The organism is Pseudochrobactrum mosebachae (assembly GCF_048914685.1).
GTDB lineage: Bacteria > Pseudomonadota > Alphaproteobacteria > Rhizobiales > Rhizobiaceae > Pseudochrobactrum.
Window position 1 is genome coordinate 526,807 of sequence record NZ_CP128408.1, and the last position, 26,192, is coordinate 552,998.

25 protein-coding genes and 2 tRNA genes are annotated in these 26,192 nt (G+C 48.4%); 11 read left to right on the forward strand and 16 right to left on the reverse strand.

The features are described from left to right. Window positions 1-79: 79 nt before the first annotated feature. Together ppx and MP213Fo_RS02480 are read right to left on the reverse strand one after the other, a co-directional pair. Window positions 80-1,603, reverse strand: coding sequence for an exopolyphosphatase (ppx, locus tag MP213Fo_RS02475; RefSeq protein WP_421090117.1), 1,524 nt, complete (start codon window positions 1,601-1,603; stop codon window positions 80-82). Further along, window positions 1,600-3,819: an RNA degradosome polyphosphate kinase gene (locus MP213Fo_RS02480; protein WP_421090976.1), complete on the reverse strand. Its 2,220-nt coding sequence runs from the start codon at window positions 3,817-3,819 to the stop codon at window positions 1,600-1,602. The genes ppx and MP213Fo_RS02480 overlap by 4 nt, the downstream gene beginning before the upstream one ends. 411 nt (window positions 3,820-4,230) lie before the next feature. Between MP213Fo_RS02480 and MP213Fo_RS02485 the strand changes: the two genes are divergently transcribed. Both MP213Fo_RS02485 and MP213Fo_RS02490 read left to right on the forward strand, forming a co-directional pair. Then, window positions 4,231-4,488 (forward strand): zinc-finger domain-containing protein, encoded by a 258-nt coding sequence (locus tag MP213Fo_RS02485; RefSeq protein ID WP_421090118.1) that lies wholly within the window; start codon window positions 4,231-4,233, stop codon window positions 4,486-4,488. 66 nt (window positions 4,489-4,554) lie between these two features. Further along, complete coding sequence (locus MP213Fo_RS02490; RefSeq protein WP_421090119.1) at window positions 4,555-5,784, forward strand: FAD-binding protein; 1,230 nt, start codon at window positions 4,555-4,557, stop codon at window positions 5,782-5,784. Between the two features lie 42 nt (window positions 5,785-5,826). Here MP213Fo_RS02490 and MP213Fo_RS02495 read toward each other — a convergent pair whose 3' ends face one another. Beyond that, the gene (locus MP213Fo_RS02495) at window positions 5,827-9,048 is read right to left on the reverse strand and encodes an autotransporter domain-containing protein (protein ID WP_421090120.1); all 3,222 of its coding nucleotides are present in this window, start codon (window positions 9,046-9,048) and stop codon (window positions 5,827-5,829) included. Window positions 9,049-9,547: 499 nt separating this feature from the next. Between MP213Fo_RS02495 and MP213Fo_RS02500 the strand changes: the two genes are divergently transcribed. Further along, complete coding sequence (locus MP213Fo_RS02500; protein ID WP_421090121.1) at window positions 9,548-9,916, forward strand: DUF4440 domain-containing protein; 369 nt, start codon at window positions 9,548-9,550, stop codon at window positions 9,914-9,916. A gap of 143 nt (window positions 9,917-10,059) precedes the next feature. Next, window positions 10,060-10,422 carry a VOC family protein gene (locus MP213Fo_RS02505; RefSeq protein WP_421090122.1) on the forward strand — a complete coding sequence of 121 codons (363 nt, stop codon included), beginning with the start codon at window positions 10,060-10,062 and terminating at the stop codon, window positions 10,420-10,422. Between the two features lie 103 nt (window positions 10,423-10,525). Here MP213Fo_RS02505 and MP213Fo_RS02510 read toward each other — a convergent pair whose 3' ends face one another. From MP213Fo_RS02510 to MP213Fo_RS02530, 5 genes are all read right to left on the reverse strand, one after another. Continuing rightward, window positions 10,526-11,275, reverse strand: coding sequence for an amino acid ABC transporter ATP-binding protein (locus tag MP213Fo_RS02510; RefSeq protein ID WP_421090123.1), 750 nt, complete (start codon window positions 11,273-11,275; stop codon window positions 10,526-10,528). Window positions 11,276-11,397: 122 nt separating this feature from the next. Then, complete coding sequence (locus tag MP213Fo_RS02515) at window positions 11,398-12,555, reverse strand: amino acid ABC transporter permease (protein ID WP_421090124.1); 1,158 nt, start codon at window positions 12,553-12,555, stop codon at window positions 11,398-11,400. 1 nt (window position 12,556) lies between these two features. Continuing rightward, the gene (locus tag MP213Fo_RS02520) at window positions 12,557-13,750 is read right to left on the reverse strand and encodes an amino acid ABC transporter permease (RefSeq protein ID WP_421090125.1); all 1,194 of its coding nucleotides are present in this window, start codon (window positions 13,748-13,750) and stop codon (window positions 12,557-12,559) included. 305 nt (window positions 13,751-14,055) lie between these two features. After that, window positions 14,056-15,090: an amino acid ABC transporter substrate-binding protein gene (locus MP213Fo_RS02525; protein WP_421090126.1), complete on the reverse strand. Its 1,035-nt coding sequence runs from the start codon at window positions 15,088-15,090 to the stop codon at window positions 14,056-14,058. Window positions 15,091-15,398: 308 nt separating this feature from the next. After that, window positions 15,399-16,217, reverse strand: coding sequence for a phosphatase PAP2 family protein (locus MP213Fo_RS02530; protein ID WP_421090127.1), 819 nt, complete (start codon window positions 16,215-16,217; stop codon window positions 15,399-15,401). 283 nt (window positions 16,218-16,500) lie between these two features. Between MP213Fo_RS02530 and MP213Fo_RS02535 the strand changes: the two genes are divergently transcribed. From MP213Fo_RS02535 to MP213Fo_RS02550, 4 genes are all read left to right on the forward strand, one after another. Then, complete coding sequence (locus tag MP213Fo_RS02535) at window positions 16,501-17,673, forward strand: cystathionine beta-lyase (RefSeq protein ID WP_421090128.1); 1,173 nt, start codon at window positions 16,501-16,503, stop codon at window positions 17,671-17,673. Window positions 17,674-17,934: 261 nt separating this feature from the next. Then, window positions 17,935-18,011 (forward strand) — tRNA-Pro (locus MP213Fo_RS02540). A gap of 113 nt (window positions 18,012-18,124) precedes the next feature. Beyond that, window positions 18,125-18,430: an ETC complex I subunit gene (locus MP213Fo_RS02545; RefSeq protein WP_421090977.1), complete on the forward strand. Its 306-nt coding sequence runs from the start codon at window positions 18,125-18,127 to the stop codon at window positions 18,428-18,430. 26 nt (window positions 18,431-18,456) lie between these two features. Then, window positions 18,457-18,533: transfer RNA gene (locus tag MP213Fo_RS02550), tRNA-Arg, on the forward strand. 97 nt (window positions 18,534-18,630) lie between these two features. Here the strand turns inward: MP213Fo_RS02550 and MP213Fo_RS02555 are convergent. From MP213Fo_RS02555 to MP213Fo_RS02565, 3 genes are all read right to left on the reverse strand, one after another. Continuing rightward, the gene (locus MP213Fo_RS02555) at window positions 18,631-18,918 is read right to left on the reverse strand and encodes a hypothetical protein (protein WP_421090129.1); all 288 of its coding nucleotides are present in this window, start codon (window positions 18,916-18,918) and stop codon (window positions 18,631-18,633) included. Between the two features lie 97 nt (window positions 18,919-19,015). After that, window positions 19,016-19,276, reverse strand: coding sequence for a hypothetical protein (locus MP213Fo_RS02560; RefSeq protein ID WP_421090130.1), 261 nt, complete (start codon window positions 19,274-19,276; stop codon window positions 19,016-19,018). Then, window positions 19,273-20,025 (reverse strand): glycoside hydrolase family 108 protein, encoded by a 753-nt coding sequence (locus tag MP213Fo_RS02565; protein ID WP_421090131.1) that lies wholly within the window; start codon window positions 20,023-20,025, stop codon window positions 19,273-19,275. The genes MP213Fo_RS02560 and MP213Fo_RS02565 overlap by 4 nt, the downstream gene beginning before the upstream one ends. A gap of 398 nt (window positions 20,026-20,423) precedes the next feature. On the opposite strand from MP213Fo_RS02565, the gene MP213Fo_RS02570 reads away from it, so the two are divergent. Next, window positions 20,424-20,627, forward strand: a complete 204-nt coding sequence (locus MP213Fo_RS02570) for a hypothetical protein (RefSeq protein ID WP_421090132.1) — start codon at window positions 20,424-20,426, stop codon at window positions 20,625-20,627. Between the two features lie 66 nt (window positions 20,628-20,693). Here the strand turns inward: MP213Fo_RS02570 and MP213Fo_RS02575 are convergent, their stop codons facing one another. From MP213Fo_RS02575 to MP213Fo_RS02585, 3 genes are all read right to left on the reverse strand, one after another. Then, window positions 20,694-20,855, reverse strand: a complete 162-nt coding sequence (locus MP213Fo_RS02575; RefSeq protein WP_421091176.1) for a hypothetical protein — start codon at window positions 20,853-20,855, stop codon at window positions 20,694-20,696. 61 nt (window positions 20,856-20,916) lie between these two features. Beyond that, entirely contained in the window at window positions 20,917-21,393 is a 477-nt protein-coding gene (locus MP213Fo_RS02580) for a hypothetical protein (RefSeq protein ID WP_421090133.1), read from the reverse strand. After that, window positions 21,375-22,676, reverse strand: coding sequence for a hypothetical protein (locus MP213Fo_RS02585; protein ID WP_421090134.1), 1,302 nt, complete (start codon window positions 22,674-22,676; stop codon window positions 21,375-21,377). The genes MP213Fo_RS02580 and MP213Fo_RS02585 overlap by 19 nt, the downstream gene beginning before the upstream one ends. A gap of 1 nt (window position 22,677) precedes the next feature. Here MP213Fo_RS02585 and MP213Fo_RS02590 point away from each other — a divergent pair, with 1 nt between their 5' ends. After that, a complete protein-coding gene (locus MP213Fo_RS02590) occupies window positions 22,678-22,875 on the forward strand; it encodes a hypothetical protein (RefSeq protein WP_421090135.1) in 198 nt (65 codons plus the stop codon). A gap of 77 nt (window positions 22,876-22,952) precedes the next feature. Here the strand turns inward: MP213Fo_RS02590 and istB are convergent, their stop codons facing one another. Both istB and istA read right to left on the reverse strand, forming a co-directional pair. Beyond that, window positions 22,953-23,726, reverse strand: a complete 774-nt coding sequence (gene istB / locus MP213Fo_RS02595; protein WP_376711404.1) for an IS21-like element helper ATPase IstB — start codon at window positions 23,724-23,726, stop codon at window positions 22,953-22,955. Beyond that, window positions 23,716-25,242 carry an IS21 family transposase gene (gene istA, locus MP213Fo_RS02600; RefSeq protein WP_376711403.1) on the reverse strand — a complete coding sequence of 509 codons (1,527 nt, stop codon included), beginning with the start codon at window positions 25,240-25,242 and terminating at the stop codon, window positions 23,716-23,718. Before istA ends, istB begins: the two co-directional genes overlap by 11 nt. A 220-nt stretch (window positions 25,243-25,462) precedes the next feature. Between istA and MP213Fo_RS02605 the strand changes: the two genes are divergently transcribed. Continuing rightward, complete coding sequence (locus tag MP213Fo_RS02605) at window positions 25,463-26,161, forward strand: hypothetical protein (protein WP_421090136.1); 699 nt, start codon at window positions 25,463-25,465, stop codon at window positions 26,159-26,161. The last annotated feature ends 31 nt before the right edge of the window (window positions 26,162-26,192 follow it).

The window sequence follows — 26,192 nt, forward strand, 5'->3', positions numbered from 1 at the left end:
TCTGCCTGAATATTAAACTGACACGTTACAAAAACGCCCCGCAAACTGATATTTGCGGGGCGTTTTTATTCAACTTTATTTATTCGATTATGAATTGCAGTGATTTTCCAGCTACTTTTGCCAGCACATTCAGCCGGTTTGCAAGTCGCTCAGACACCATATCGCGATAGGCCTCAGGCACAATCAGTGCCAGCCCTTCACCTTCTTCGCGCCATTTGAGCTGCGGAATAACACCCGGCATAGAAGCAGACAGCAGATAAACCACCCGCATCAACGCACCAAGTACCCGCGCGCGATCACGCAAGCGCGGTGTAGCGATACGAATAAGCTCCGGTGCCGCATCATCATCCATCACACCTTCATGGCGGTAATAATTGGCCAGTGCCATATAGGCGCGCCCGGGATGATCGATGCCGATGAAAGAGCCATGAGCAATAATATTGAGAGCCTGTGGCCCGCGATAATCCGGATGCGCCCGCCAGCTGATATCTGCCAGCAAACATGCGGCATGGCGGTAGCGCCCCTCATCTTCAGTCTCATCAAAGCCAAGAACCTTAACCGCCTCAGCTGTCCATTCAGCCAGCTCATGCGCATGACGCGGTGATCGCGAGCGCAACACTGCCTGTTCTTCAGCGGCAGCTAATAACGGATCAAGCTGCTGCTCTTTTTTCTTGAGCAGCGAATAGAGATAGCCTTCACGAACGCCCATAGCCGAAAACACGATCTGCGCCGGCTCCATCCGCTTCACGACTTCCATCATCACCGTGGCACCATAGGACAATAACTGACGTCGGTTTTTGGAAACCGCTTCAATCCCGCGCATATTATCAATATCAAAGCGCGCCACGCGATAGAGAAAGTGGTAGGCCTCTTCCGGATCCATGGCATAGCCATGCATTACATGCAGCGGATAATGTTTGGCACTCATATGCAGTTTGGCAAGGTTACGCCAAGTACCGCCCACCGCATAGAATGTGCGGCCTTTACCCTGCTTCAAAAACTCAACTTCACCGACATATTTGCGGGTGATTTTAGCGGCCTCTATGATTTTTCCGCCCGACAAATCCTGCAGGCGCAAACCACCAAGCGGCAGAGTTATGCCGCTGCCGATTGCCTTATCCAGATTATCGCCAAGCACATCCACCAGTTCCAGACTGCCGCCACCAAGGTCGCCGGCAATACCATCAGGATTATGAAAGCCGGAAATAATGCCGAGCGCCGAATAATAGGCCTCTTCCTTGCCGGTGAGAATCTGAATATTTTCGCCTAAGATTTCTTCAGCCTGCGCAATGAAATCAGGGCCATTTTCAGCCTCACGGGCAGCAGCTGTGGCAATGGTATAAACCTTGGTTGCACCAGCCTGACGCGCCAGCGCCCGAAACCTTCGTAGTGCTTCAAGCGCACTGGCAACGGATTTATCATTGAGGCGTCCGGTTTGTGCCAGTCCCTTACCAAGGCCACTCAGGATTTTTTCATTGAAAAAAATCGTAGGGGATCGCACGATCCCCTCATAAATCACCATACGTACGGAGTTGGAACCGATATCAATAACTGCGACCGGTTCCAGACCTTTCAAGCGGCCTTGTGCCAAAGACAAAGTCATGCGTTGCGGTTTCGCTCGGCGCGAACGCGGTTATGACGCGCGATCAAACGCGGTGCTGATGATTTCAGGGACTTGCCGCGACCGGACAGGCTTGGATTTGTCATGAAATATTCCTGAGCGTTAAAGGCCTCTTCCCCGTCAACAGGTTTGATCCGCCGCGAGGTTCCGTCTGAGAGTACTTCAAAGCTTTGTTGATTATCGTAGAGATTTGCAAGCATAATCTGCGATAAAATCTGTTGATGCACGGTCACATTTGTCACCGGCACCAATGTTTCAACACGACGATCAAGATTACGCGGCATCATATCGGCGGAGCTGATATACACAATCGCCTCTTTTGACGGCAAATCCTGACCATTACCAAAGCAGAAAATACGCGAATGCTCAAGAAAACGCCCGACAATCGATTTCACACGGATATTGTCGGATAAACCTGATACTTGCGGGCGCAGACAACAAATACCACGCACCACCAGATCAATCTGCACGCCGGCACTGCTGGCTTTATACAGAGCATCAATGATCTGCGGATCAACCAGCGAATTCATCTTCATCCAGATCGCGGCAGGGCGACCGGCCTGCGCATGGGCGATCTCGTTTTCAATATGTGTCAAAATCCGGCGGCGCAATGTAAAAGGCGAAATAGCCAGCTTCATACCATCAGCAGGCTGCGCATAGCCGGTAATGAAATTGAAAATATGGGCTACATCGCGTGCCGTTTCAGGATCAGACGTAAAAAACGATAAATCCGTGTAAATTTTAGCGGTGATCGGATGATAATTACCGGTACCAAGATGCACATAGGAACGTAATTTTTCATCTTCACGGCGCACAACGAGCGACATTTTTGCATGGGTTTTCAGTTCGATAAATCCGAAAACCACCTGCACGCCCGCGCGTTCAAGATCACGTGCCCAACGAATATTGGCCTCTTCATCAAATCGGGCTTTAAGTTCAACCAGCGCGGTGACTGATTTTCCGGCTTCAGCCGCATCAATCAGCGCACGCACAATCGGGCTGTTATTCGACGTACGATACAGCGTTTGTTTGATAGCGAGCACGTTGGGATCAAGCGCAGCCTGGCGCAAAAACTGCACCACCACGTCAAATGATTCATAAGGATGATGAACAACAATATCCTTTTCGCGAATGGCAGCCAGACAATCGCCGCCATGCTCACGAATACGCTCTGGAAAGCGCGGATTATAAGGAATATATTTGAGATTATCGCGGGGAATACCGACAATTTCAGAAATCATTGTCAGCGCCAGCAAGCCCGGCAGAACACTGACACGACTATCGGAAACGCCAAGCTCCATAGTCATGAAAATCCGCAGCGCTTCAGGCATGTCGCTGTCGAATTCAATGCTGATCACCTTACCGCGGCGGCGGCGTTTCAGTGCGGTTTCAAAATGGCGTACCAAATCCTCCGCATCTTCTTCAACTTCAATATCACTGTCGCGGATAATGCGGAATGTTCCGGCGCCACGCACTTCATAACCCGGAAACAGCCGCTCAATGAACAGGCTCACCACATCTTCAAGTGTTATGAAATGATAGGTATTATTGGCAGACGGTATTTGTACAAAACGATTAAGTGCCACAGGCAGGCGCAGCAAAGCCACCATAGGATGTTTATCGGTAATGCGCGACAATTGCAGCGCCATCGAAAAACCGAGATTCGGAATGAACGGGAACGGGTGTGCAGGATCCAGCGACAAAGGTGTTAGCACAGGAAAAATTGTTTCCAGAAAATGGTGTTCAAGCCACTTCTTATCCTGCTTTTTCAAGCGATCAGGGCGAATGATTTCAATTTTTTCACGTGCAAGCTCCGAGCGCAACATTTGCAGTGTTTCCTGCTGAGCGGCTTGCAATGTGGCAACTTCCGCCAGCACAAAATCCAGCTGTTCCTGCGGCGTGCGGCCGTCTGCGGAGCGCGTAGCCACCCCTGCCCGCACTTGTCCGGCAAGTCCGGCAATGCGCACCATAAAAAACTCGTCAAGATTGGCTGCTGAAATCGACAGGAAGCGCAGGCGCTCCAGCAGTGGCTGATGCTTGTTAACAGCCTCTGCAAGCACGCGCTTATTGAACTGGAGCCAGGAGAACTCACGATTGACAAAGCGCTCTGGGCTCTCGGTCAGGCTAAGTGGCATATTGCTATTTGCATGATTGGCAGTTCCTGTAACCACCCCCGAGGCCATCCCAGTGGCCACCATCGCCGTGGTCGCTGCCAATGCCGGTACATTGCCGACCGGCTCTGCCGAAGGCACCGTTTTCTTCACCGATCCATGATCTTTTTTATGCGACACGGTAACAATCCCTCTGAAATTGCCCAAGAGCGGTTTAGTACAAATTGAAAAATAAAGCCGCGTTCCTGTTACGATCCGTTTGTGCATTCTATATGACAATTTCATAACAAAGCAGAGATTACAGCATAAACAATAAAAAACACTTCCGCTCCTGCATTATTCGCGTTACATCAGAGCCAAATTATGTATGAGAGCGACGCCGCCGAAACACTTGGGCAGCCTGCCTCTGTAAAGCTTTGTTGTTACCCTGTTTATGGTGCGAGTGATTCCACTTAAAACCGTAAATGCAATAGGTGATACATTCACTGGAGTTGTCACATGTCCGATCATATCATCCCTCATTTTCAAAACGATGCCGGTCATAATGCGGTCAGCATTGGCGTTAAAGAATTTATGTGCGTTGGCGCTAACCCGCCATTTGATCATCCGCATGTGTTTCTTGATATGGGTGATGCCGAAGACGTTGTATGCCCGTATTGTTCAACGCTGTATCGCCATGATGCTACGCTCAGCGCTGATGAGACTGTGCCTGCCGGTTGCACATTTAACGACCCGCTGGTTTCAGAAGCCGGTTAATTAACGCTCACATGGTGAAAGTTTGCCCCCGCTTTCACCATTGTTGACCTCAGGATAAGGGCAGCCATGCATATGCAAAGCAATCCGCGTATTCTCATTGCAGGTGCCGGCATTGCCGGCCTTACCGCCGCACTGGCCTTGGAAAAACGTGGTTTTTCCGTCGTAATTATGGAAAAGGCACCCGCTCTTTCTGAGGTGGGTGCCGGTTTGCAATTGGCACCCAATGCAACACGCTTACTTGCGCGGCTCGGCGTGACCAAAGACTTGCTTCCTCACGCGGTACAGCCACAAGCCCTTTATCTGATGAGTGGCTGCAAGGCCAAGCCGCTTATGCGCATGCAACTGGGTGCGGAGGCTGACAAGCGCTGGAATGCCCCCTATATTACCTGCCATCGTGCCGATTTGCAGGCAGCCCTGCTCAAGACAGTTGCGCGCAATCCCAATATCGAGCTGCATCTGGGTGCAACTGTTCTCTCCCACCACATCACAGCGGATGCGGTAACGATCCGTGTCGATCATCACGATGAGATCAAGGATTATAGCGGCGCATTGCTGATTGGTTGTGATGGTGTGTGGTCGGAGCAACGTGCACGCTCAATGCCAAAGGATCGTGCACGTTTTAGCAATCATATTGCCTGGCGCGCCACGTTACCTGCGGATAAGATACCACACAGCTTTAGCAGTAGCCTGCAAGATAAACTGGCAGTCTCAGCATGGCTTGGCCAGGGCGTACATTTGGTTGCCTATCCGATCAAAGGCGGGAAAGCCTATAATTTTGTTGCCATCACTGATGGTGAAGATATTGGCACCAGCTGGGATATGAAGGGCGACAGCGCCGCTTTGCTGCGCGCATTCCAAAATTGGTCATCAGCAATCACCGATGTGTTACATGCTGCACAAGGCTGGACATTCTGGCCGCTATTTGAAATGCCCGAACCAAAGCTGGTCATTGAACCACGGCTGATTTTGCTGGGTGATGCTTCGCATGCGATGACACCCTTTGCAGCACAAGGCGCTGCAATGGCGATTGAAGATGCCGTTTCGCTGGCGGCACACCTCTCTCCGGATCAGGTAAACCATGATGATGCACTGGCGGCGTTTGAAAAGCAGCGTTTGGAGCGTATTGGCAAAGTTGCACGCCGCGGCAAGCTCAACCGCTTTGCCTATCATGCCAGTGGCCCGCTGGCACTTGGCCGCAACCTGCTGTTTAAGGCCCGTAAGCCAGAAGATTTTCTGGCAGATCTAGACTGGCTCTATCAATATGATGCCGCGAATATTACACCCGCGGCATCATAAAAACGGTACACCCCACGGCTCCTGAGAAGTGATAATTTCCGATTAGAATTTAACTGACATCTTACCTTTAAAGGCGTTTTGTTGGTTTTTGCTGCCAAATTGCCCGTCATAACTCACACCAACACTGACGCGCGGATTAAAATCAACGGACAGTCCGGTCTCCATGGCAAAGACATCACGTGATAACGGCAAGCCGCCAATATTAAATGACGTTGTCGGGTTAAGCACAAATATCGAGTTTGCCTGTTCATCGCCAAATGCATGGCGCCATGCCGGTGCCATATGAATTTTAACTTTTACATCATTTGCATGCTGCCATTGCTTGCCAAACCTGACACCCAGTGAAGTAAATGTATTGGACAGCGCCGTATCATCCGTTTGCAAAGCACCATCAATCAACGGATTAATTGTCTGCTCTGCGAAACCGTCTCGCTGGGTGCGCACATAAGCAAGCCCTGCAAATGGCTGAAAATCGAACATATCCACATTCAGATCATAGGCCAGCTCACCAAATAGCTGTACCGTTTGTGCCTGATAGTCGCTCTTGAGTGTCTGCGGATTTGCACCTGCCACAAATGATCTGTCCATAATAACATTGTGCCAGCTATAAGCGCCGCCAAGATGTACGCTTACAGCCTGCTCTTTCCAACGACCATAAACACCCACATGATAGCTATCGACACGCGATGAAGAGTTCAAATCGTCCACGTTAAAGGTCGATTTTTCAATCCCCGCCATCAGGCCTGCACGTAAGCTTTCATTAAAGCTCGTATCAGCTCCCCAGAAGAAGCTGTCGGTCTGTGAGGACAGACTTGAATAGTCTGTTGCATCCGCATCGCCCTGCCTTGTTATAAAGCGCCCCCAAACTGCCGGGGCCGTTTCTACCATCTCATACAAGCGCCCTGCAATTGCATCACGCACACGATGAGATCCTTGCTGCAACTCAGCCAGTACAGACTGATGGGCTTCGCCGGAAAGATTAGCCAACTGAGCCCTGACAGCGGCTTCATTGGTGTGCAACAGCAAAGTGTTATGCACTGTGCCGGTTGATTGCGCATTACTGTCCAAGGCTCTGCCAACAGCTCTCTCATTTGCAGTCCTACCAGCACTGGCAATAGCTACATTGTTGCGCGTCAGTGTCAGGTAAGCATTATTGGCATCATAAGTCAGCTGCGGTGCCACATATAAATATGCAGGCGTGTTATCCCAGCTAAGACCACCATTATACATCGTACCGTTTAAACCGCCCGCTGCAGTTAATATGGTATAACGGTAATTGAGTGCCACACTCGTAAGAGGAGTAACAAGTGAGACTTTGCCGGCCAGCGATGCGGAACCCGCAACATTGATAACAGCATTCATACTAAGCTGATTAATATCCAGCATATATACGGATGTACCGGATAGAATATAATCGCCGCCAACATTAATCATGCCAGCAGCTCCGATTGGCGCCATTGTACCATGATTGGTCAGATCTCCGGCAACAGACCAGTTGCCGGCTTGTGTTGACGTGTCATCAACATTTACGTCACCGGCAACATCAATCACACCATTTAATGAGCCACCGCCTGCATGTGAATTATCGGTGAGCAAAACATTTCCAGCCACATTGATACCGCTCGGATGAAACACGAATTTTGAACGGACACCATGCAGGTCGCCACCAATGTCTGATCCGGCAGCAAAATTAACAATACTATTACTATTTAAGGATTTAAAATGACGAATACCGGATGCATGTCCGGTCCAAATAACATCTGCCCCCAAAAGCACATCCGTATAGCCGGTGGTTTTAGTACCATTATCGGTTATATTGCCAGTAACAACCGAACCGTCCTGAATATTTAATGCAACAATACCGGTTTCAGCCGCAGCATTATCGCGGGTAACATTTAAAATTACGCCTGTTTCACTATTCAGATGTGATGTTCCGCCGATATTAACTTCCGCATGCTGATCGACAGCGGAAAATGAAACATCAATGGCAGAGAGCTTACTGGTAATATCGCTGTCTGTTAAAGTTACAATTGAGCTGTCAGTAACGGTCAAGCCATGACCTTGCGTCACGATAGTTGTGTTGCTTAAAGTGATATTGCTGCTTGTGACAAGCGCTCCATCAGCAAGATCATCATGTGTGACAATGTGTGAATTATTCAGCGTAATATTGCTTCCTGCCTCAACAATCATACCATGAGAATTGGCGCCTTGCGTGGTAATATCAGCCTGTCCGCTTATTGTTGCGCCGTTCACGGCATGGATACCGGCAGCATTATCTCCGCTGGTATCAACAGTCAGAGCCGGCATATCCAAACTAGCACCATCGAGATATGCGCCCTGTGACGCATCGCCATGCGTATGAATTGATCCGGAAATTTTAAACTCCGCACCATTCATCCCATATATGCCATAAGCATTATCACCTTGCGTAACAATGCTGCCGCTATGTTCAATGGTGTCGGTAAAGCCCGGTGTAGGGCTCATTCCGGCCGCTGCGCCATGGGCATTATTACCTGTGGTTGTTATGCTGCCCTGACTGGTGATTGAACCGCCAAGATGGGCAAATAAGCCAGCAGCATTTTCACCTGTTGTATTGATCGTGATATCCGTGAGCTCCATTGACGCCTGAACATCCGCAAAAGCACCAAAAGCATTGTCACCCGTTGTGGTAACCGTGCTGGAACTGACAACCAGCTTACCCGGGGTATAATCTACACCAACCGTAATATCATCGGTATTTGCCAACAGGCCGAAAGCCCCTGCACCATGCGTTTCAATATTTGAAGTGGTCAAAGTGATTGTACTGTCTTTTTCAGAGTGCACACCAAAACTGCCCGTACCTTCAGTAATAACATTCACGGTTCCAGTAATGGTGCTTGAAGAATAAGCGTGTAAACCATAGGCGTCATTGCCAAATGTATGGACAGAGGTACTCGGCAGTAATGTTATTTGTGCAGGCCCTGAAACGGCAGTTGTCACAGCAGCCTGAATGCCATGCGCTTTATCACCATTGGTAATGATTGTTCCGTAACCAATGACCTGCGCTCCATGAAGCGCATCAATTCCGCGTCCCCGAAATCCATGGGTTTCAATCGTGGTTCCCTGCCAATGAATGATACTTCCGGTATCTGTAGCAAACAGCCCGGAAGCACTGCTGCCGTTGGTAACGACATTGCCCATATCAGAAACGATAGAGCCACCACCCAAGGCATAGATTCCAAAGCCATCGCTGTTAGGGTGCGTTGTCGCAACGTCAGGCGTCACATTTAAGCTTTGTCCGGCCGTTGCTTTTATCTGCCCTGTCTGAGCCTCGGCTTTCTCCATCAATATAAAAGAAGATAGAAAAGCTATATTCATAGTAATTAATTTGTAATTCAATAATTTTGAAATCATATCTACAAATCCAATTGAAATGATGAATTCATAACATGTGTTAGTCAATACTTCTAATTTCAATCAAAATACATGAATAACAATAATATAACTACAATTAAACAAATAAATTAACAATAAAAACAATTCAAAATCAAAATTAAAGCTAATTTTATCAATTTATATACACTGACAAATATTACAGCTTCAATATGATCAATAATATTAAAGTTATAAATTCATCAATGTGATGCGATTTTGCCACTAAAAATCAGTGACTAATATCGCACCCTCAAAGGTTCATCTGGTGTTTTTAAATCAGTAAAAATCGACAATTTTGGATTTAGAAGTGTTAAACTTTATTGACTTTCAAAGGTGAGATTGCATTGAAATGATAACACTGGACTTCATATGTGAGTTGGAGCAGCGGCTCCATCATACAGACATACGCCGCAACCGTCAGAAAGCCGAAAATCTGCTATCACCGGATTTCGTCGAGTTTGGTAGCTCCGGCGAAGTTTATGACAAAGCAAGTACTCTTAATGCCCTTGAAGCAGAAAAATGCACAGCTCCCAGATTGCGCGGCTTCGGCTATAAGCTACATTATATAAGCACAGATGCAGTCTTACTGACTTATATTAGCGAGGCATTTTCGGCAGATGACGTGATAACGTCCCGTAATTTAAGAAGCTCGCTCTGGATTAATCATAACGGGCATTGGAAGATGCATTTTCACCAAGGCACCCAAACCACCATATAACAGTAGGGTGTCAAATCATCAAACTATACGCTTCATCAAGTAGCTGAGAGCCATTTCTCTTGGTGCAGATCTATTTATCTTTACGAGCATTGCTGACAGTATCCGATATTAATATAATTCAATTGCAATTATGGGGAAAAGCCATGCCGATTATTGCCCTGGATCATATTCAACTTGCAATGCCAGCCGGTGGTGAAGACAAAGCCCGTGCATTTTACAGCAGCTTACTAGGCTTGGCTGAGGTTGCTAAACCCACCAATCTGGCCAGTCGCGGCGGCTGCTGGTTTGAGCACCCAAATATCAAGCTGCATCTGGGTGTGGAGCGAGGTTTTATGCCAGCGCAAAAAGCGCACCCAGCCTTTCTGGTTGATGATCTCTATGAATTTCTGGCTATGTTGGCGGCGCATAATATTACAAGCGAACAAGATGAGCCGCTGAGCGGCTATCTGCGTGCCTATATTAATGACCCGTTTGGCAATCGTATTGAGCTGATGCAAAAACTATAATTATGCCTTTACAGCGCTGAACCACGTAACAAACTTCGCTTTTGAACGCAAAACACCCGCAGCCTCGCTGCGGGTGTTTTATTAAATATTATCAAATCCCCGATTAATGCAAAATCTGGCTCAGGAACAGTTTGGTGCGTTCATGTTGCGGATTATCAAAGAACTCAGCCGGTGAGTTCTGCTCCACGATCTGCCCCTGATCCATAAAGATCACACGGTTGGCAACCTGACGTGCAAAGCCCATTTCATGGGTTACGCAGATCATGGTCATGCCTTCTTCAGCAAGACCGACCATTGTATCCAAAACCTCCTTGATCATTTCAGGATCAAGCGCTGATGTCGGCTCGTCGAAAAGCATAATACGCGGGTTCATGCACAATGAACGGGCAATTGCCACACGCTGCTGCTGGCCACCGGACAACTGACCCGGATATTTATTAGCCTGCTCCGGAATCTTCACGCGCTCAAGATAGTGCATCGCAATTTCTTCTGCCTTTTTCTTCGGCATTTTGCGAACCCATATCGGAGCCAAAGTGCAGTTTTCCAGAATTGTAAGATGCGGGAAAAGATTGAAATGCTGAAACACCATGCCAACTTCACGGCGCACTTCGTCAATCTTCTTCAGGTCATTCGACAGCTCTTTGCCATCAACAATGATCTGACCTTTCTGGTGCTCTTCAAGGCGGTTAATGCAGCGGATCATTGTAGATTTACCAGAGCCAGAAGGCCCTGCAATAACGATACGCTCCCCGCGCATCACCCGCAGATTAATGTCACGCAGCACATGGAATTCACCAAACCACTTATGCATACCAACAATATCGACTGCGACTTCGGTTTTGGATATTTCCATAATTGCTCCCGTTTCTTCAGCCGTAGGCTTCAGTAAAGCGCCCGATTGCATGCTCATTGTTCATCCCTCAGTGTTCATGTGCGATTTTATAGATGCACATGACTTTCCCAATATTACCCAAATTAATTCCGGTGTCCGGTATCAAGCCTGCGCTCCATATATAACGAATATCGCGACATACAGAAACAGAAAATCCAAAATACAAATCCGGCAAAAACAAGCCCCGTTGCCGGCGTCTGCGGTGTTGCCCAGCTGGCATCCGAAAAATTCTGCCGGACAATTCCAAGAAGGTCGAACATACCAATAATGTACACAAGGCTGGTATCTTTGAACAAGCCGATAAACGTGTTTACAATCCCCGGCAATGCCAGCTTGAGCGCTTGCGGTAAGATAATAAACAGCGTTTTTTGCCAATAACGAAGACCGAGTGAATCTGCCCCTTCATATTGGCCACTCGGAATGGCCTGCAAGCCACCACGGATAACCTCTGCCATATAGGCCGATGCAAAGAGCGACACTCCGACCAAAGCGCGCAAAAACTTATCAAAACTGGTGCCAGGTGGCATGAACAGCGGCAGCATAACACTGGCCATGAACAATAGCGCTACCAGCGGCACACCACGGATAACCTCGATGAAAATCACACAAAGCGCTTTAATGACCGGCAGGTTGGAGCGCCGCCCGAGCGCCAGTAATATTCCCATCGGCAGAGATACGGTAATCCCTACAACCGAGAGAATTAGCGTGACCAGAAGCCCACCCCAGAGTGATGTTTCAACATGTGCAAGACCGAAATAACCACCGACGAGAAACAGATAAGCGAAAACCGGAAAGGCAATGAACAGCAACACAGCGTTCAGCATCTTGTAAGGCAGCTTACCAATCAGCATCGGTATCAGCAGCAATACAAAAACCAGTGCGGTTAGCTTCACACGCCAGCGTTCATCCACCGGATAACGGCCGTATAAAAACTGTTGGAATTTAGCGTCCACAAATGCCCAGCAAGCACCGGACCAGCCTTCAGGCTGTAAACCGCCCTGTGCAACAGTGGTGCAAGCCGCTCGATCCGTACCTGCCCATACCGCATAGGTGAAAAGCCAATTAAACAATCCCGGCACATACCATACCAGAAGTGATAGCCCCATAATTGTCAGAACCGTATCCTTTACGGAGGAAAACAGGTTCTCCTTCAACCATGCAGCAATGCCCTTCTGATTTGAAGGCGCCGGCATTGGTGCAACCATAGCGGAGCGAACATAATGCAAGTCTGAATTGCTCATTTTACCGCTCCACCAATGCCATTTTTGCGTTGAACCAGTTCATCAATCCGGAGGTAATCAGGCTGATACCAAGATAGACAACCATCCAGATTGCAACCACTTCCACTGCCTGACCGGTCTGATTCAGCACCGTTCCCCCCACAGCCATCAAATCCGGATAGCCAATAGCAATCGCCAATGAAGAGTTTTTGGTTAAGTTAAGATACTGACTGGAAAGCGGCGGAATGATAATCCGCATTGCCTGCGGTACTACAACCTGACGCATCGCCTGCGGCCTGCGCAGACCTAAAGCGGCAGCTGCTTCAGACTGGCCTTTATTCACCCCCTTAATACCGCCACGCACAGTTTCAGCAATAAATGAGGCGGTATAAAATGACAGTGCCAGATAGAGCGCCAGAAACTCTGGCTTAACCTGCGATCCGCCTGCCAAATTGAAAGCACCAAGCTTTGGCATATCAAAGCTAACCGGCATGCCGGTCGCTAAGAAGGTTAGCAGCGGCAAACCAATGATCATTGCTAAAGCATAGCGCCAGACCGGTAAAATCTGGCCGGTCTTCATCTGCCTGATCCGCGCCCAACGATAAAGGATAAAAGCAGCGACCACCGCCACTAAAAGAGCGGCCAGCGTGAGCCAGGCTTTATCGCCCCAAATGAACGACGGAAAGAAAAAACCGCGCTTGTTCAGATAACTGCCGAGCGGCAAGGCATAACTACCGCGGACATCAGGCAATACGGAGAGTACACCGAAATACCAAAAGAAAATAACCAGCAATGGCGGAATATTACGAAAAATTTCAACGTAAACAGTACAGATTTTGGACACAAGCCAATTGCCGGATAAACGCCCGATACCAACCAAAAAGCCGATAATAGAAGCGGTAATGATACCAAGAATAGCGACATATAGCGTATTCAACAGCCCGACCAGAAAGGCACGAGCATAATTGGAATCGGCGTCATAAGAAATCAGTGACTGGCTCACATCAAAACCAGCACGGCTTTTTAAAAAATCAAAACCTGACGCAATATTAAGCTTGGTTAAGTTGGCTGCTGTGTTGCCGATAATCCAATAAACCAAAAGAAAAACGGCAGCAAATACAATAAGCTGATAAAAAATACCCCGTATTTTAGGGTTATTCAGAATGGAAACCTTCGCCCCCGGTCGTGAGCCTGTAACGACGCCCTGATCTGCCATGCGCACCTCATGCTCTGTAGTCAGAAATATGACCAGATATTTGCCCCGCCCCTCCCGACCTCTGTCTGCAGTAAAAGCTGTAAACAGCATAGAAAGTCGTCAAAAGAGTATTTGGGCCAGACCGGAAATCAAAAAACAGAGAATCCGGCCTATCTTATTGTTTTCGCTACAATCCTCAAAATAAAATTGCATAACAGGATTACGCAGAAAACGATGAAACATACTGTCAGCATAAAAAACTGACACAGAGAGCCGGTCTGCACTGCTTAAAGCAATGCAAACCGGCTTCTGTATTATTTATAATATTAACGGATCGGTATGCCGTATTGCAGGCCACCTTTGGTCCACAAAGCATTGATACCGCGAGCAATTTTCAACGGGCTGTTGGTGCCGATATTACGCTCGAAAACTTCGCCGTAATTGCCAACATTCTTAACGATTTTAACAACCCAGTCATTGTCCAGCCCGAGATCTACACCAATCTTGGTTTCAGCTTCTGTGCCAAGCATACGCTTGATTTCAGGCACATCAGACTTTTTCATCTCTTCGACATTTGCCTGTGTGATACCAGCTTCTTCAGCATTCAACAGTGCATTATGCACCCAGCGTGCAACATCAGCCCATTGCGCATCGCCCTGACGTACAACAACACCGAATGGTTCTTTGGAGATGATTTCCGGCAATACGACATGGTCATCGGGATTAGACAATGTCAGACGTACCGCATAAAGGCTGGACTGATCAGTGGTATAGGCGTCACAACGGCCGCTGTCATAGGCTGCATTGGCTTCATCGATCTTTTCAAACACAACCGGATTATATTCCATTTTATTGGATTTGAAATAATCGGCCATATTCATTTCAGTGGTTGTACCAGCCTGCACGCAGATTGATGCACCGGAAAGCTGCAACGCTGATTTAATATCAGGGAGCTTTTTGGTATTAATCATAAAGCCCTGACCATCGTAGTAATTCACGCCCGCAAATTCGAGGCCCAGTGACGTATCACGGCTGATTGTCCAGGTGGTGTTACGAATCAGAATATCGACTTCACCCGACTGCAGAGCCGTAAACCGCTCTTTAGCATTCAGCGGTGTAAATTTAACTTTCTCCTTATCGCCGAAAATCGCAGATGCAACTGCGCGACAATAATCAACGTCAAAACCCGACCATTCACCCTTATCATTAGGAGCAGCAAAACCGGCCAGACCTGTATTTACGCCACATTGTACAAAGCCTTTTGCCTTCACATCATCCAGCGTACCGGCAGATGCTGCAACTGCCGCAGTCAAGGTCAATGCAGCTACACCAGCCAGTTTAATCAGAGTTGTTTTTTTCATATGATGCTCACCCTCTTATCGTTAAACTTTTTAATAGCATTCAAGAAATCAATTTCAGCATTCTGTCAGAAACCGAAAAGGGTAACGACCCTAAACGGCCATTGCTAATATTTCACAGCCTTGAACCGATTTAATGCCTGTTCAATATCAACTGCCATCCGCAACGACGAAACCCGAAGCGTGTAAAACTTTGTCTATCGAAAGCTATTATTTTCCGCAGGTCAAGCCTGTCCCTGCCGTTTTTTCAACGGCAGGAATGCCGTATCTTTCATATGCGGAGATATAACAAATTGCTTATATCGTGAATTTCAAATCACAGGACCGGAGTTTTTTTTGACCACCGGGAAAACACGACCGGGCTCAAGGCGGAAAAGCAGATTGGCTTGCGCTAAAAAGCGAGCTAAAATCAAGGTGATAACTGCACCAAATACAAATCCCACCAAAACATCGGAAGGATAGTGAGCTTGCACAGCAACACGTATTGACGCAATTAAACCCAGCCCGACATAGGCGATTATCCGATATTTAGGTAACCATAATGCAACTAAAGTAGCGAGCACCGCAGCAGTGCAAGCATGGCCTGAGGGAAAACTTACATAGGAATATGTGTAGCTAAATGGCTTGAATGCGAACGGTCCGACTACATCTATCAAGCTTGGACGCGGCCTTCCTACCACGCATTTCAGGATATTAACCAGCAATCCGGCAGTAAGAATCGCCAACATTCCAAACAGGCAATGGCCAATAACCGCTCCCAAACGATGATAGATTTCTATAGATTGAGAGGGACGCCAGCTCATTTTTTGGCGCTGTCGCAACTGCCAGCGGGCAACCAATGCACACAGAATCATAAGAACGAATAAAACAATATAGGGTGTCGCTAGCACCAGATCGGTTAATTTACGTAATTGTGGAACCGGCCAAATCTGGCTTGTAAAAGCAAGACGCGATAAAGTTGCATCAAAAGGAAGAAGCACAATTGCCAAAGCAATAACCGCCACAACCACAATGGACAATACCGGAGGCCAGAGCTTCTGCTGATTAGTCAGTTTTTGTTTACCCGAGCGTTCTTTAAACCCTGCACGCACACTCATCGTGAAATTTGTAAATTCACTTTTAAAGATCATACCACCACACACTAAAACAACTGAACACACTCTACCTGACAAAGAGCAGTTTTCGAAAAGAATGGAAAGCTCATTATCTTGCTAACTCTATTTTTATTCTGTTGTTAGTCTGCCGTTAAAATTATAATTTCATAAGAAAGGAAATATGAATATACTTTAAACTTCAGATTTAACTCTCAACGTCTTCACAGAAATAACAATCATTTCAAATTTCACATAAAATCTTATCGCTGTACGGCTTGCCGTCGGAAGAATAGACTAACAAGCCTCAGGAGGCATTTTTATGGTCAAATCAGGAAAACCTGCAGAAGGTTTAGGGATCAACACATTCCTTACGCATTGCGGCAACGACCCTTATGAATATCATGGTTTTGTCAATCCGCCTGTCATCCGCGGCTCAACAGTCCTATTCAAAGATGCCGCCACGATGGCAACAGAAAACCAAAAATACACCTACGGCACTCATGGCACGCCAACAACCACAGCTTTGTGTGAAGCCATAAACCAGCTCGAAGGCTCAGAAGGCACTATCTTAGTCTCCTCAGGCCTTGCAGCTGTCACGGTTCCTTTGCTGGCTTTTCTGGAAAAAGGTGACCATATTCTTTTTGTTGATACAATTTATTTCCCGACACGCCGTTTTGCCAATACCATGCTTAAGCGCCTAGGTATTGAAGTTGAATATTACCCGCCGCATATCGGCGCTGATATTGCCAAGCTGATACGTCCAAACACACGGATTATCTTCACGGAATCGCCGGGTTCCAACACATTTGAAATTCAGGATATTCCGGCAATCGTAAAGGCAGCCCATGCACAAGACGTCATCGTAATGATGGACAATACCTGGGCAACGCCGCTTTATTTTAAAGCGCTTGATTATGGCGTCGATATTACCATCCATGCCGGCACGAAATATCCGTCCGGTCATTCTGATGTGCTGTTCGGTATGGTTTCATCAACTGAAAAATACTGGAAGCAGCTCTATGATTCCTATAGTGCGCTGGGTATGTGCGTAAATTCGGATGATGCATATTTAATTCTGCGCGGTCTTCGCAGTATGGGGCTGCGCCTCAACCATCATCAGCAAAGCGCCCTCACCGTTGCGCGCTGGCTGGAGCAGCAACCGCAAGTCGCGCGCGTTCTGCATCCTGCACTGGAGAGCCATCCGGACCATGAGTTGTGGAAACGCGATTTTAAAGGCGCCAGCGGCGTATTCTCTTTTGTACTCGCTCAGGGCGGTACAACAGAAGCACACAAATTGCTCGACACAATTCAGCTGTTTGGCCTTGGCTATTCATGGGGTGGCTATGAAAGTCTTGCCGTACATGTACAATTGGGCGATCGCACCGTATCAGCCAACGATTATGAAGGACCGGTGATACGCCTGCAAATTGGTCTTGAAGACACCCAGGATCTGATCAATGATCTGCAACAGGGCCTCGCCGCAATCAGCTGAATAATCAGCAATTTATCTCAAAAATCAATCGAAACAGAAGCAGCAGCCCAACAGGATAACTGCTTCTGTTTTTAAATTCCGCCTTTATTTCAGCGCCATATGCAGTGTAATTTTCGTTACATCATAAAGCGTCACCCAAAACAGTGTATTTATCCGCTGTTTTATAGTGCGACATTCACAGTTTTTATGCCTCAACAGCAGAATTAGCTCTTGCACTCGGCACTTGAAAACACTAGACACAGCTAGTCCTTACAAGGATAACGGAGCGTAGCGCAGCCTGGTAGCGCACCTGATTTGGGATCAGGGGGTCGGAGGTTCGAATCCTCTCGCTCCGACCATTATAGTCTCATGAGCATGTCTTGCATTTTCATTGAGACGCATTGCAGGTTTAATGATTAGACCAAAGATCAGATGATCTTCCCGTCGCTTTTGTGCCATGAGGTTTATGAATATGGTCGCCCGTATTTATCGTCCAACCAAAACCGCTATGCAGTCCGGTAAAGCTAAGACCGAAGCGTGGGTTCTGGAATATGAGCCTGAAGTGGCGCGTAAAATCGAACCACTGATGGGCTATACGTCTTCCCGCGACATGAAAAGTCAGATCCGCATGAGCTTTGAGACCCTCGAAGAGGCCCTCGCTTATACGCAGAAATACGGCATTCCTTATCGCGTTGAAGAGCCTAAAGAGGCAAAACGCCGTCAGGTCTCCTATACGGATAATTTCCGTACCGATCGCCAACAGCCTTGGACACATTGATCAAATAGCCGCTGCACAGCGCATGCGGTCCCGTAGCTCAGCTGGATAGAGCACCGGCCTTCTAAGCCGTAGGTCACTGGTTCGAATCCAGTCGGGATCGCCAACTATTTCAACGGCTTAACCAAAGCAATATAAGAGCCGGTTTACAGCTTTTTTTGCACGGTTTACAAATTTGTTCCTATTTTAGACCGCTAGCAATCTTATTTATTGTCTTGCGTCAGCACTGCCAAGACCTGATCTAAGCGTTTATTTGTCTCCCTCATACTCTCTCTGGTTTCGTCTTTCAGTTCCTTCATACCTTCGCGCAACTGGCTCACATGCCCATCGAGATCGACACGCCGGACATAATCATCGCGTGTTCGATTGATTCTCTCATGCAGCGCATCGTCACCGGCTTTGATCGTAGCTGAGAGCGACCGAAAGGCAGCAATGAGAGCTAGACCGAATGTAGCGGCCAGACCGATCAACCATTTCAAATCCTCCCCCATCTACCAGCACCCCGCCTTTTTCCCGTATGCGTTATGACCAGCAACGCTCTTGCCTGCGCTCTGGTCGTTACCAGCCAGATAGACCGCTGTCTCCGGCTTAACGCTGATCTTCTGCCAGCCCGCGCAGTTGCTCGCACTGCTCGCGCAACCCGCCAAGCTCAACACACAGAGCAACGCTATCCATATTGTCGATTGTTTCATTGATCCCTGCCCTGTTCTGGATTGCTTGTGTCACGGCTTGTGCGGCTTCCAGTGCCGCCTGTTGCTTGCCGTCATAAGTCCCGAGCGCATAAAAAAAGAGGCCTGAAACTGCCCCTCCGATTACCGCGCCAATGATGTGTTGAAAGCTAAGCCTCATGCCGCCTGATCCTGCATGCGCTTGATGAGGAAATACGCACCGGTTGCAAAGGCTCCGACCATGATGATTGCAAGCGCCCACTGGATCGGGCCTGATCCTGAAGCCATGCCTCCTATGCCAGACAAAAGGCCTCCCAATGGAGCCCATGCCTCTGGCTTTTTCAATATTTCCGTGATTGACTGATCCTTGGGGTTGGCTTTAGCAATGGGAGGAATTACGTCGGCATTTACAAATGCCCCCCGTATGAGCTGACGTGCCTGAGATTCCACTGAAACTACGCGCTTTTGCCAGCCCCGCCCGAAGGTTGACCACGTCTTCAGTGATATCATAAAACGAAGACGCTCTGTTGCATATGTAGCGACCAAATCTCCACGAAAGGCTTTGACAGCAGTCACTGTCTGACCACCGACAATACCGTCAGGGAAGACACCAACAACACGCTGCAGTGACTTAATCGCCTGTGCGGGACCGCTATTCACACCATAATCAAAGGCCATATAGTCAATACCGACTGGTAAAAGATCGCCGCCGGATTGCTGCCAGTAGGAACGCCGATATATCTCTGTAGCTTCCTCTTTGCTGAGTGCTTTGACTTGTGCAGGCGTAGCACTGGCAACCCCACGATGAGCGGCTAGAGTTCTATGAGTGATGCCATATTTCGTAGCGCCTCCGGGGTCTTTCGGATTATTGACATAGCCGCCTTCATGACCAAACATCAGGTCAAGCGCGGTCGTTAAGGTTTCACGCATGTGAGTTCCTTTCGGGCATAAAAAAGCCCCGCGCAAGCGAGGCTTTTCATTTTATGATTTATTATTTTGGGCGCTTCCGCCTTTTGCGTAACTGCCACATTGAAAACACGAGCATGATCACTGCTAGAGCGATAAACGTTACTACCATGCTGTAAATTGAAAAAAATTCATGCGTATTCATTTGTACCTCCAGTTAGAAGAACCTTATGAGCATGAAAATGTTCCCGAAAAACGCACCAAATATTTGCGGAACGTATAGGTGTCCTCGTGCGTTGATCATTCAAAGGGAGATAAATATCTTAACAGCAGCAGTTATGTGGTGGTTCGGCGTTCCTTTAATTGCAGTAATTTTGATATTCTTCTTTTTCTTAAGAGGACGATCATAAGGGGGATAAACTATGAACGACATAAAACCAGAGGATGCTCGACAAGGGGGCAAAGGAAAACAAGTCCGAAATATTTTGTTTGTCAGCCTCATACTTGTAGCTATTGTATGGTTTGCAGTTTCAATTTATGGGGCATATATTTCAAAGGATGAAAATACGATCAATAGTAACAACACTCAATCTGAAAGTACCCCACTTTCAAATCCTACAAATTAGTGCTTACTTCAGTATGCTCCATATAAAAACTGCCTCAGGGGCGGCGTAATTAGAAAACTGTAGCGATTAGTAGCCAGTCTGTAACTTGCATAAACCACAGCAGCCCAAAGCCAAACACCATCTAGCTGAGGGGTAAAGCCCATGATAGGCATCATCGACCCGCCCAACTTCAATCTTACGAATGAAGTCAAGCAGGATCGCCGCGCCAGCTGGCACGGTTTTATCCATTTGTGATTTTCCTGTTAAAATGCCATCGAGGGCAGCGCGGTATGCGCGTTAGATGCAGCTATTAGGCAGCTGCGAACCACATCCAAACATCATCAAGCTGATCGTCTGTGATGCCAAGAAGTGGTGACAACAATGTCACCGCACCATAGGTGCGTTGAAACTCAGTGCTTTCTTCAACCTCAATGAGCAAGGCCGGATCATTGGCCGCATAGGCCATTACATCAGCCTTTGCGACACCTAAAGAATGAGCACCCAACCAGAACTGTCTACGCGACAAAGGCGGCATTTGCGCCCGCAACTCTTCCGGTGTTAGTTCTGGCGGTGGAATGTAAGGTAGGATTTCTTGATCTGGGTTATCTGATAGCCATTGCGTGATGAGTGGGGTTAGCGGGCTGTACGGATCGGAGGCGCGATAAACATACTCAACACGCTCCTCACTACCATCAATAGAAACAATCATATCTACGATTAAGTTATCCGACTTTGTCGCCGTGAAGCTATAGTATTCTTTAATGTACATCATCCAATCCTCACGCATATATTGCCATTTGAAGAAATAGCGCCTGCTGCTGACCATAGACCAGACAATTCACTCCGTGCAGCGCTTTCGCCTTTGTAATAAAAAGTAGCAACACTGTTGCTAATGCATGGAACAATAATGGAGTTCCTTGGCTTAGCTGGCCCATAACAGCCGATAACGGTGCCTATAGGGAAAGATAAGTTATCTGGAACACCCCCACTATAAATCCCCGGCCACTTACCTGCATCAATCTCAGCTTGCCATGCCGCTGCCGTTTTATTGCCCAGCTTGGCGCTGTCTCCGGCCTGTGCGGTCTTGTCGAGCTTGGCAGCCAGACCATCTGCAATAGCACCGCCAGCGACCATCTGAGCTTCAGACTTGTTGGCGACGTTACTAAGTCCGACCTGCACCGGTGTGTGCGTATGTGCTGACGGCGGGAACGATGCTGGCTTATCTTTGATCGAAGCTACCCCGCTTGTCGCGTTCCAGTCTGTTTGAATCTGCGCGGCTGGAATTACAGGCTTGTTGCCCAAATCGTTATAGCTTCCAGATGTTGCAACCGTCGCCAATGCCGGAGTTTTATCCGCACCCGCAGCGATACCGGCAAGCTTGTTCGCCTCAGCCGTCGTGTATCCCTGATAACCAGATGCATAGCTGATTGTGATGGTGCCGCTTGTGGTGATTGCAGGCGTGACAGTGAAGCCCGTCGGCACGGCAACAGCAACGCTTGTCACGGTACCGGTGCTGGCCGTAGCCCCCGCTGCGATGCCGTTGAGCTTGGTCTTATCTGCCGTCAGGAACGATGCAGTTGTGGCATCGAGCACGGCCTTATTGCTATGCGAGTGGCGCGCTGAGGTGTTTGCGTCAATGCTGGTCTTGTCAGCAATAGTGAATGAGGCGGTGATTGCGTCGAGTACAGGCTTGTTCGAATGGCTATGACGAGCCGAAGTATTGTCAGATATGGCGGTTCGCTCATCACTGCGAAGAATGAGAGCATTCGCTGCCTCATCCATGTTCGCCATGTCGAACGCATCCGCGTCCTTTCCTTTCGGATCAAACACGGACTTGAACATGTCACCGCCCGATGCAGGGGTTGTGAATTCATAGTCATAGTCAGCGTTTGAACGCTTAACCAGCATTTGCCCTGTCGTGCCGCCGTCAAGGTTATTGAGAACAGTTGCCGCCGCAGCAGCACTCGCAGCCGCACTGGAATCATGACTTGCGGCACTTGCATCACTGGATGCAGCAGAATCTTTGAATGTCTCTGCTTGATCGCGGAGAGTCTGGGTTTCATCGCGCAAAATGGAGGCTTCAGCGCGCGACGCTTCAGAAGCTGAGGCGCTATTGGCAGCGGCAGCTCTGTCGGATCCAGTCGCAACTCTGTCAGCGGCAGTGGCAATCATATCGGCAGAGGTGGCCGCTGCTGCTGATGCGGCATTGACCGCACTCGTATTCGCGCTTGATGCGCTGGCTGCTGCCGCGGCTGTTGATTTCCGGTAAGAACTGACCCAGTTTTTCCACCGAGAATTGACCCGCCTTTTAATTAATGTTCGGGTTTTTAGTTACGGTCAAGGTTGCTACTTCTCCTTTGCTCGTTTTGGTTCCTGCGCGGAGCTATTTTTGAACCTGAAGCTGTCATTTCCGGTTTCGAGAATGTGACAGTGGTGCGTTAATCTATCGAGCAATGCAGTCGTCATTTTGGCATCACCAAACACACTTGCCCATTCACTGAAGCTAAGATTGGTTGTGATTATGACGCTCGTGCGCTCGTAAAGTTTGCTGAGCAGATGGAATAAAAGAGCGCCACCTGATGCACTGAATGGCAGATATCCGAGTTCATCAAGAATAACGAGATCGGAATAAATGAGCCGGTTGGCGATTTGCCCCGATTTGCCCTGGGCTTTTTCCTGCTCAAGTGCATTCACAAGTTCAACCGTTGAGAAGAACCGGACACGTTTGTGGTGGTGTTCAATCGCCTGGACACCAATAGCGGTGGCGATATGCGTTTTACCCGTGCCGGGTCCACCAACCAGAACGATGTTGTTTGCATCATTGAGAAAGTCACAGCGATGCAGCTGCTGGACCAATGCCTCGTTTATCTCACTGCTTGCGAAGTCAAAGCCGTTCAGATCACGGTAGGCTGGAAAGCGTGCAGTTTTGAGCTGATAGGCAACTGATCTGACTTCACGCTCTGCCGTTTCCGCCTTAAGCAGCTGTGACAGAACTGGAATAGCTGCCTCGAAAGCTGGCGACCCTTGTTCGGTGAGTTCACCAACTGCTTGTGCCATGCCATGCATCTTCAATTGCCGTAACATGATGACGATTGCACCACTCGCTGGATTATGACGCATGACGAGCCTCCGTCTTTCTCAAGGTGTCGTAGCGTTCGACATTGGCCTTGGGTTCATTGTTAAGGGTCAGTGCCTGCGGCGCATTAATCGGGGGTGGAATGAGAGATTTGCCGTCGACCAAACGGTGAAGCAAATTGAGGACATGTGTTTTTGTCGGCACTCCCGACTTCAACGCCATATCGACTGCCATAAGTACGGCCTGTTCATCATGCTGTAAGACGAGGGAAAGGATATCGACCATTTCCCTATCGCCGCCCGGCTTCTTCAACAGATGAAGCTGGAGTGTGCGAAACGCTTCAGGAAGCTCCGTGAAAGGAGCACCATTGCGCAATGCGCCGGGCTTTCGCTGAATGACCGACAAATAGTGCCGCCAATCATAGACGGTTTGACCTGGTGCTTCGTGAGAGCGATTGAAGATGCGTGAATGCTCGCAAATGATCTGCCCTTCAGCAGCGACCACGACACGATCAGGATAGACACGCAGGCTTACTGGACGATTGGCATAAGATGCTGGAACACTGTAACGCGTGCGATCCAAATGAACGAGGCAGGTCGGTGATACGCGCTTGGTATATTCGACAAAGCCATCAAAAGATCGGGAAACGGGCATAAGAGCCTGAACTTCTTCAGCCCAAAGATCGGCTATGCTGCCGCGCATTTTACCATGCGTTGTGGTTGCCCAGAAAAACCTGCAACGCTCTTCCAACCAGTCGTTCAGTTCATCCAGCGAAGCAAATCTTGGAACGGGTTGAAAGAACCGATGTCGTGCATCTTGTACATTCTTCTCAATCTGTCCCTTCTCCCAGCCCGATGCAGGATTGCAGAAGTCTGGTTCAAACAGATAATGACTAGCCATGGCCTGAAAGCGGATATTGACGTCACGCTCTTTGCCTCGACCGACCTTGTCGATGGCTGTGCGCATATTATCATAGATGCCGCGTCGTGGAATGCCACCAAGCACACGGAAGGCATGATTATGGGCATCAAACAACATCTCATGGGATTGTGTGAGATAGGCGCGAACGATAAAGGCTCTGGAATAACTTAGCTTTGTATGTGCTACCTGAAGCTTTGTCCGCTCATTGCCGATAACTGCCCAGTCTTCAGACCAGTCAAATTGAAATGCTTCTCCCGGCTCAAAGCTCAAAGGGACAAACGTACCGCGACCGGACGTCTGGTTGTGTATATGAAGATCGGCCTTCCATTCACGAGCAAACGCCGCAACACGGCTATAAGAACCTTCATAGCCCAAAACGACAAGGTCAGCGTGCAACTGCTTCACAGTGCGTTTTTGTTTGCGCGGTCTACGATCTTCAGACTTTAACCATGCTGTCAATCGGTCAGAAAAAGCATCGAGCTTGCTGGGTCTCTCAGGAGACTGAAACTTCGGCTCAACGCCATTGAGACGCAAGTACTTGCGGATGGTGTTCCGGGATAATCCCGTTCGTCGGGCTATCTCCCGGATTGATAGTTCGTCCCGGTAATGCCAGCGTCGGATAACGCTCAATAATGCCATGTCTATCACTCCATAGCCCTCGCTGTAAAAAACACGAGGGAAAGTTCAAACATGGGTCAATTCTAAATGGAAATATCTGCCCAAACTGGGTCAGTTCTCAGTGACAATCAACAGTAAGTGGCGGTTATGGCGAACCAGCAAGGCTCGTAGGCAATCTGTTTTTGTATCTGATCGCAACTATACCGGCTCTGGTAGCGTGGCTCATTTGGAGTTTGGCAGCATGACAAGTGAACTCAAGACCTGCCCGTTCTGTGGCTTGGGCCCAAATAGAGTTGTTCATAATGACAATACAGATTGGTGGCAGTACGAATGTAGTGCTGACGGCATTATTAACACCTGCCCAGTTAACCCAGTTGGACATATTTACGATACACAACATGAGGCAGAGGCTGCATGGAACACCCGCGCCGTGCCAGACGCGCCGGATCTGGTGCGGTATTCAGTAAGGCTTGATGAAGGCCGATATTTTGGGATGGCTGAATATGCAGGCGGCAAATACGTCCTTCACTCGCAAGCCGCTGAAATCATCGCGGCGAAGGATGCTGAGATTGCCCTGAAAGACACCGGGCTTAAAATCGCAATGACTAAGATTGCAGCGCTGGAAGCCAATCTCGCGCAGTATGAAGTGCAGGAGCCGGCTGACGGCTTTGTTATAGAAGACGGCATATCGTATGCGCATAAGGTATTCGGAGAAGGGTACTTCTTTTCTGATGATTGCTTGCGCCCCTTCTACACCGCCCCCGTTGCCAGTGACGCAGACCTGAGAGTGGAGAATGAGAGGTTACGGGAGGCGTTGGAAAACGCAAATGGGCTGATAAACACACCAGTTGCTAGACGTAGATACGCAGGTGATCAATTTTATATAGAGGTCATCCGCTCTATTGAAGCAGCCCTTAACCCATCGGAGCCACAGACATGAATAAAATAAGATGGTGGTTATTTAAAAAACT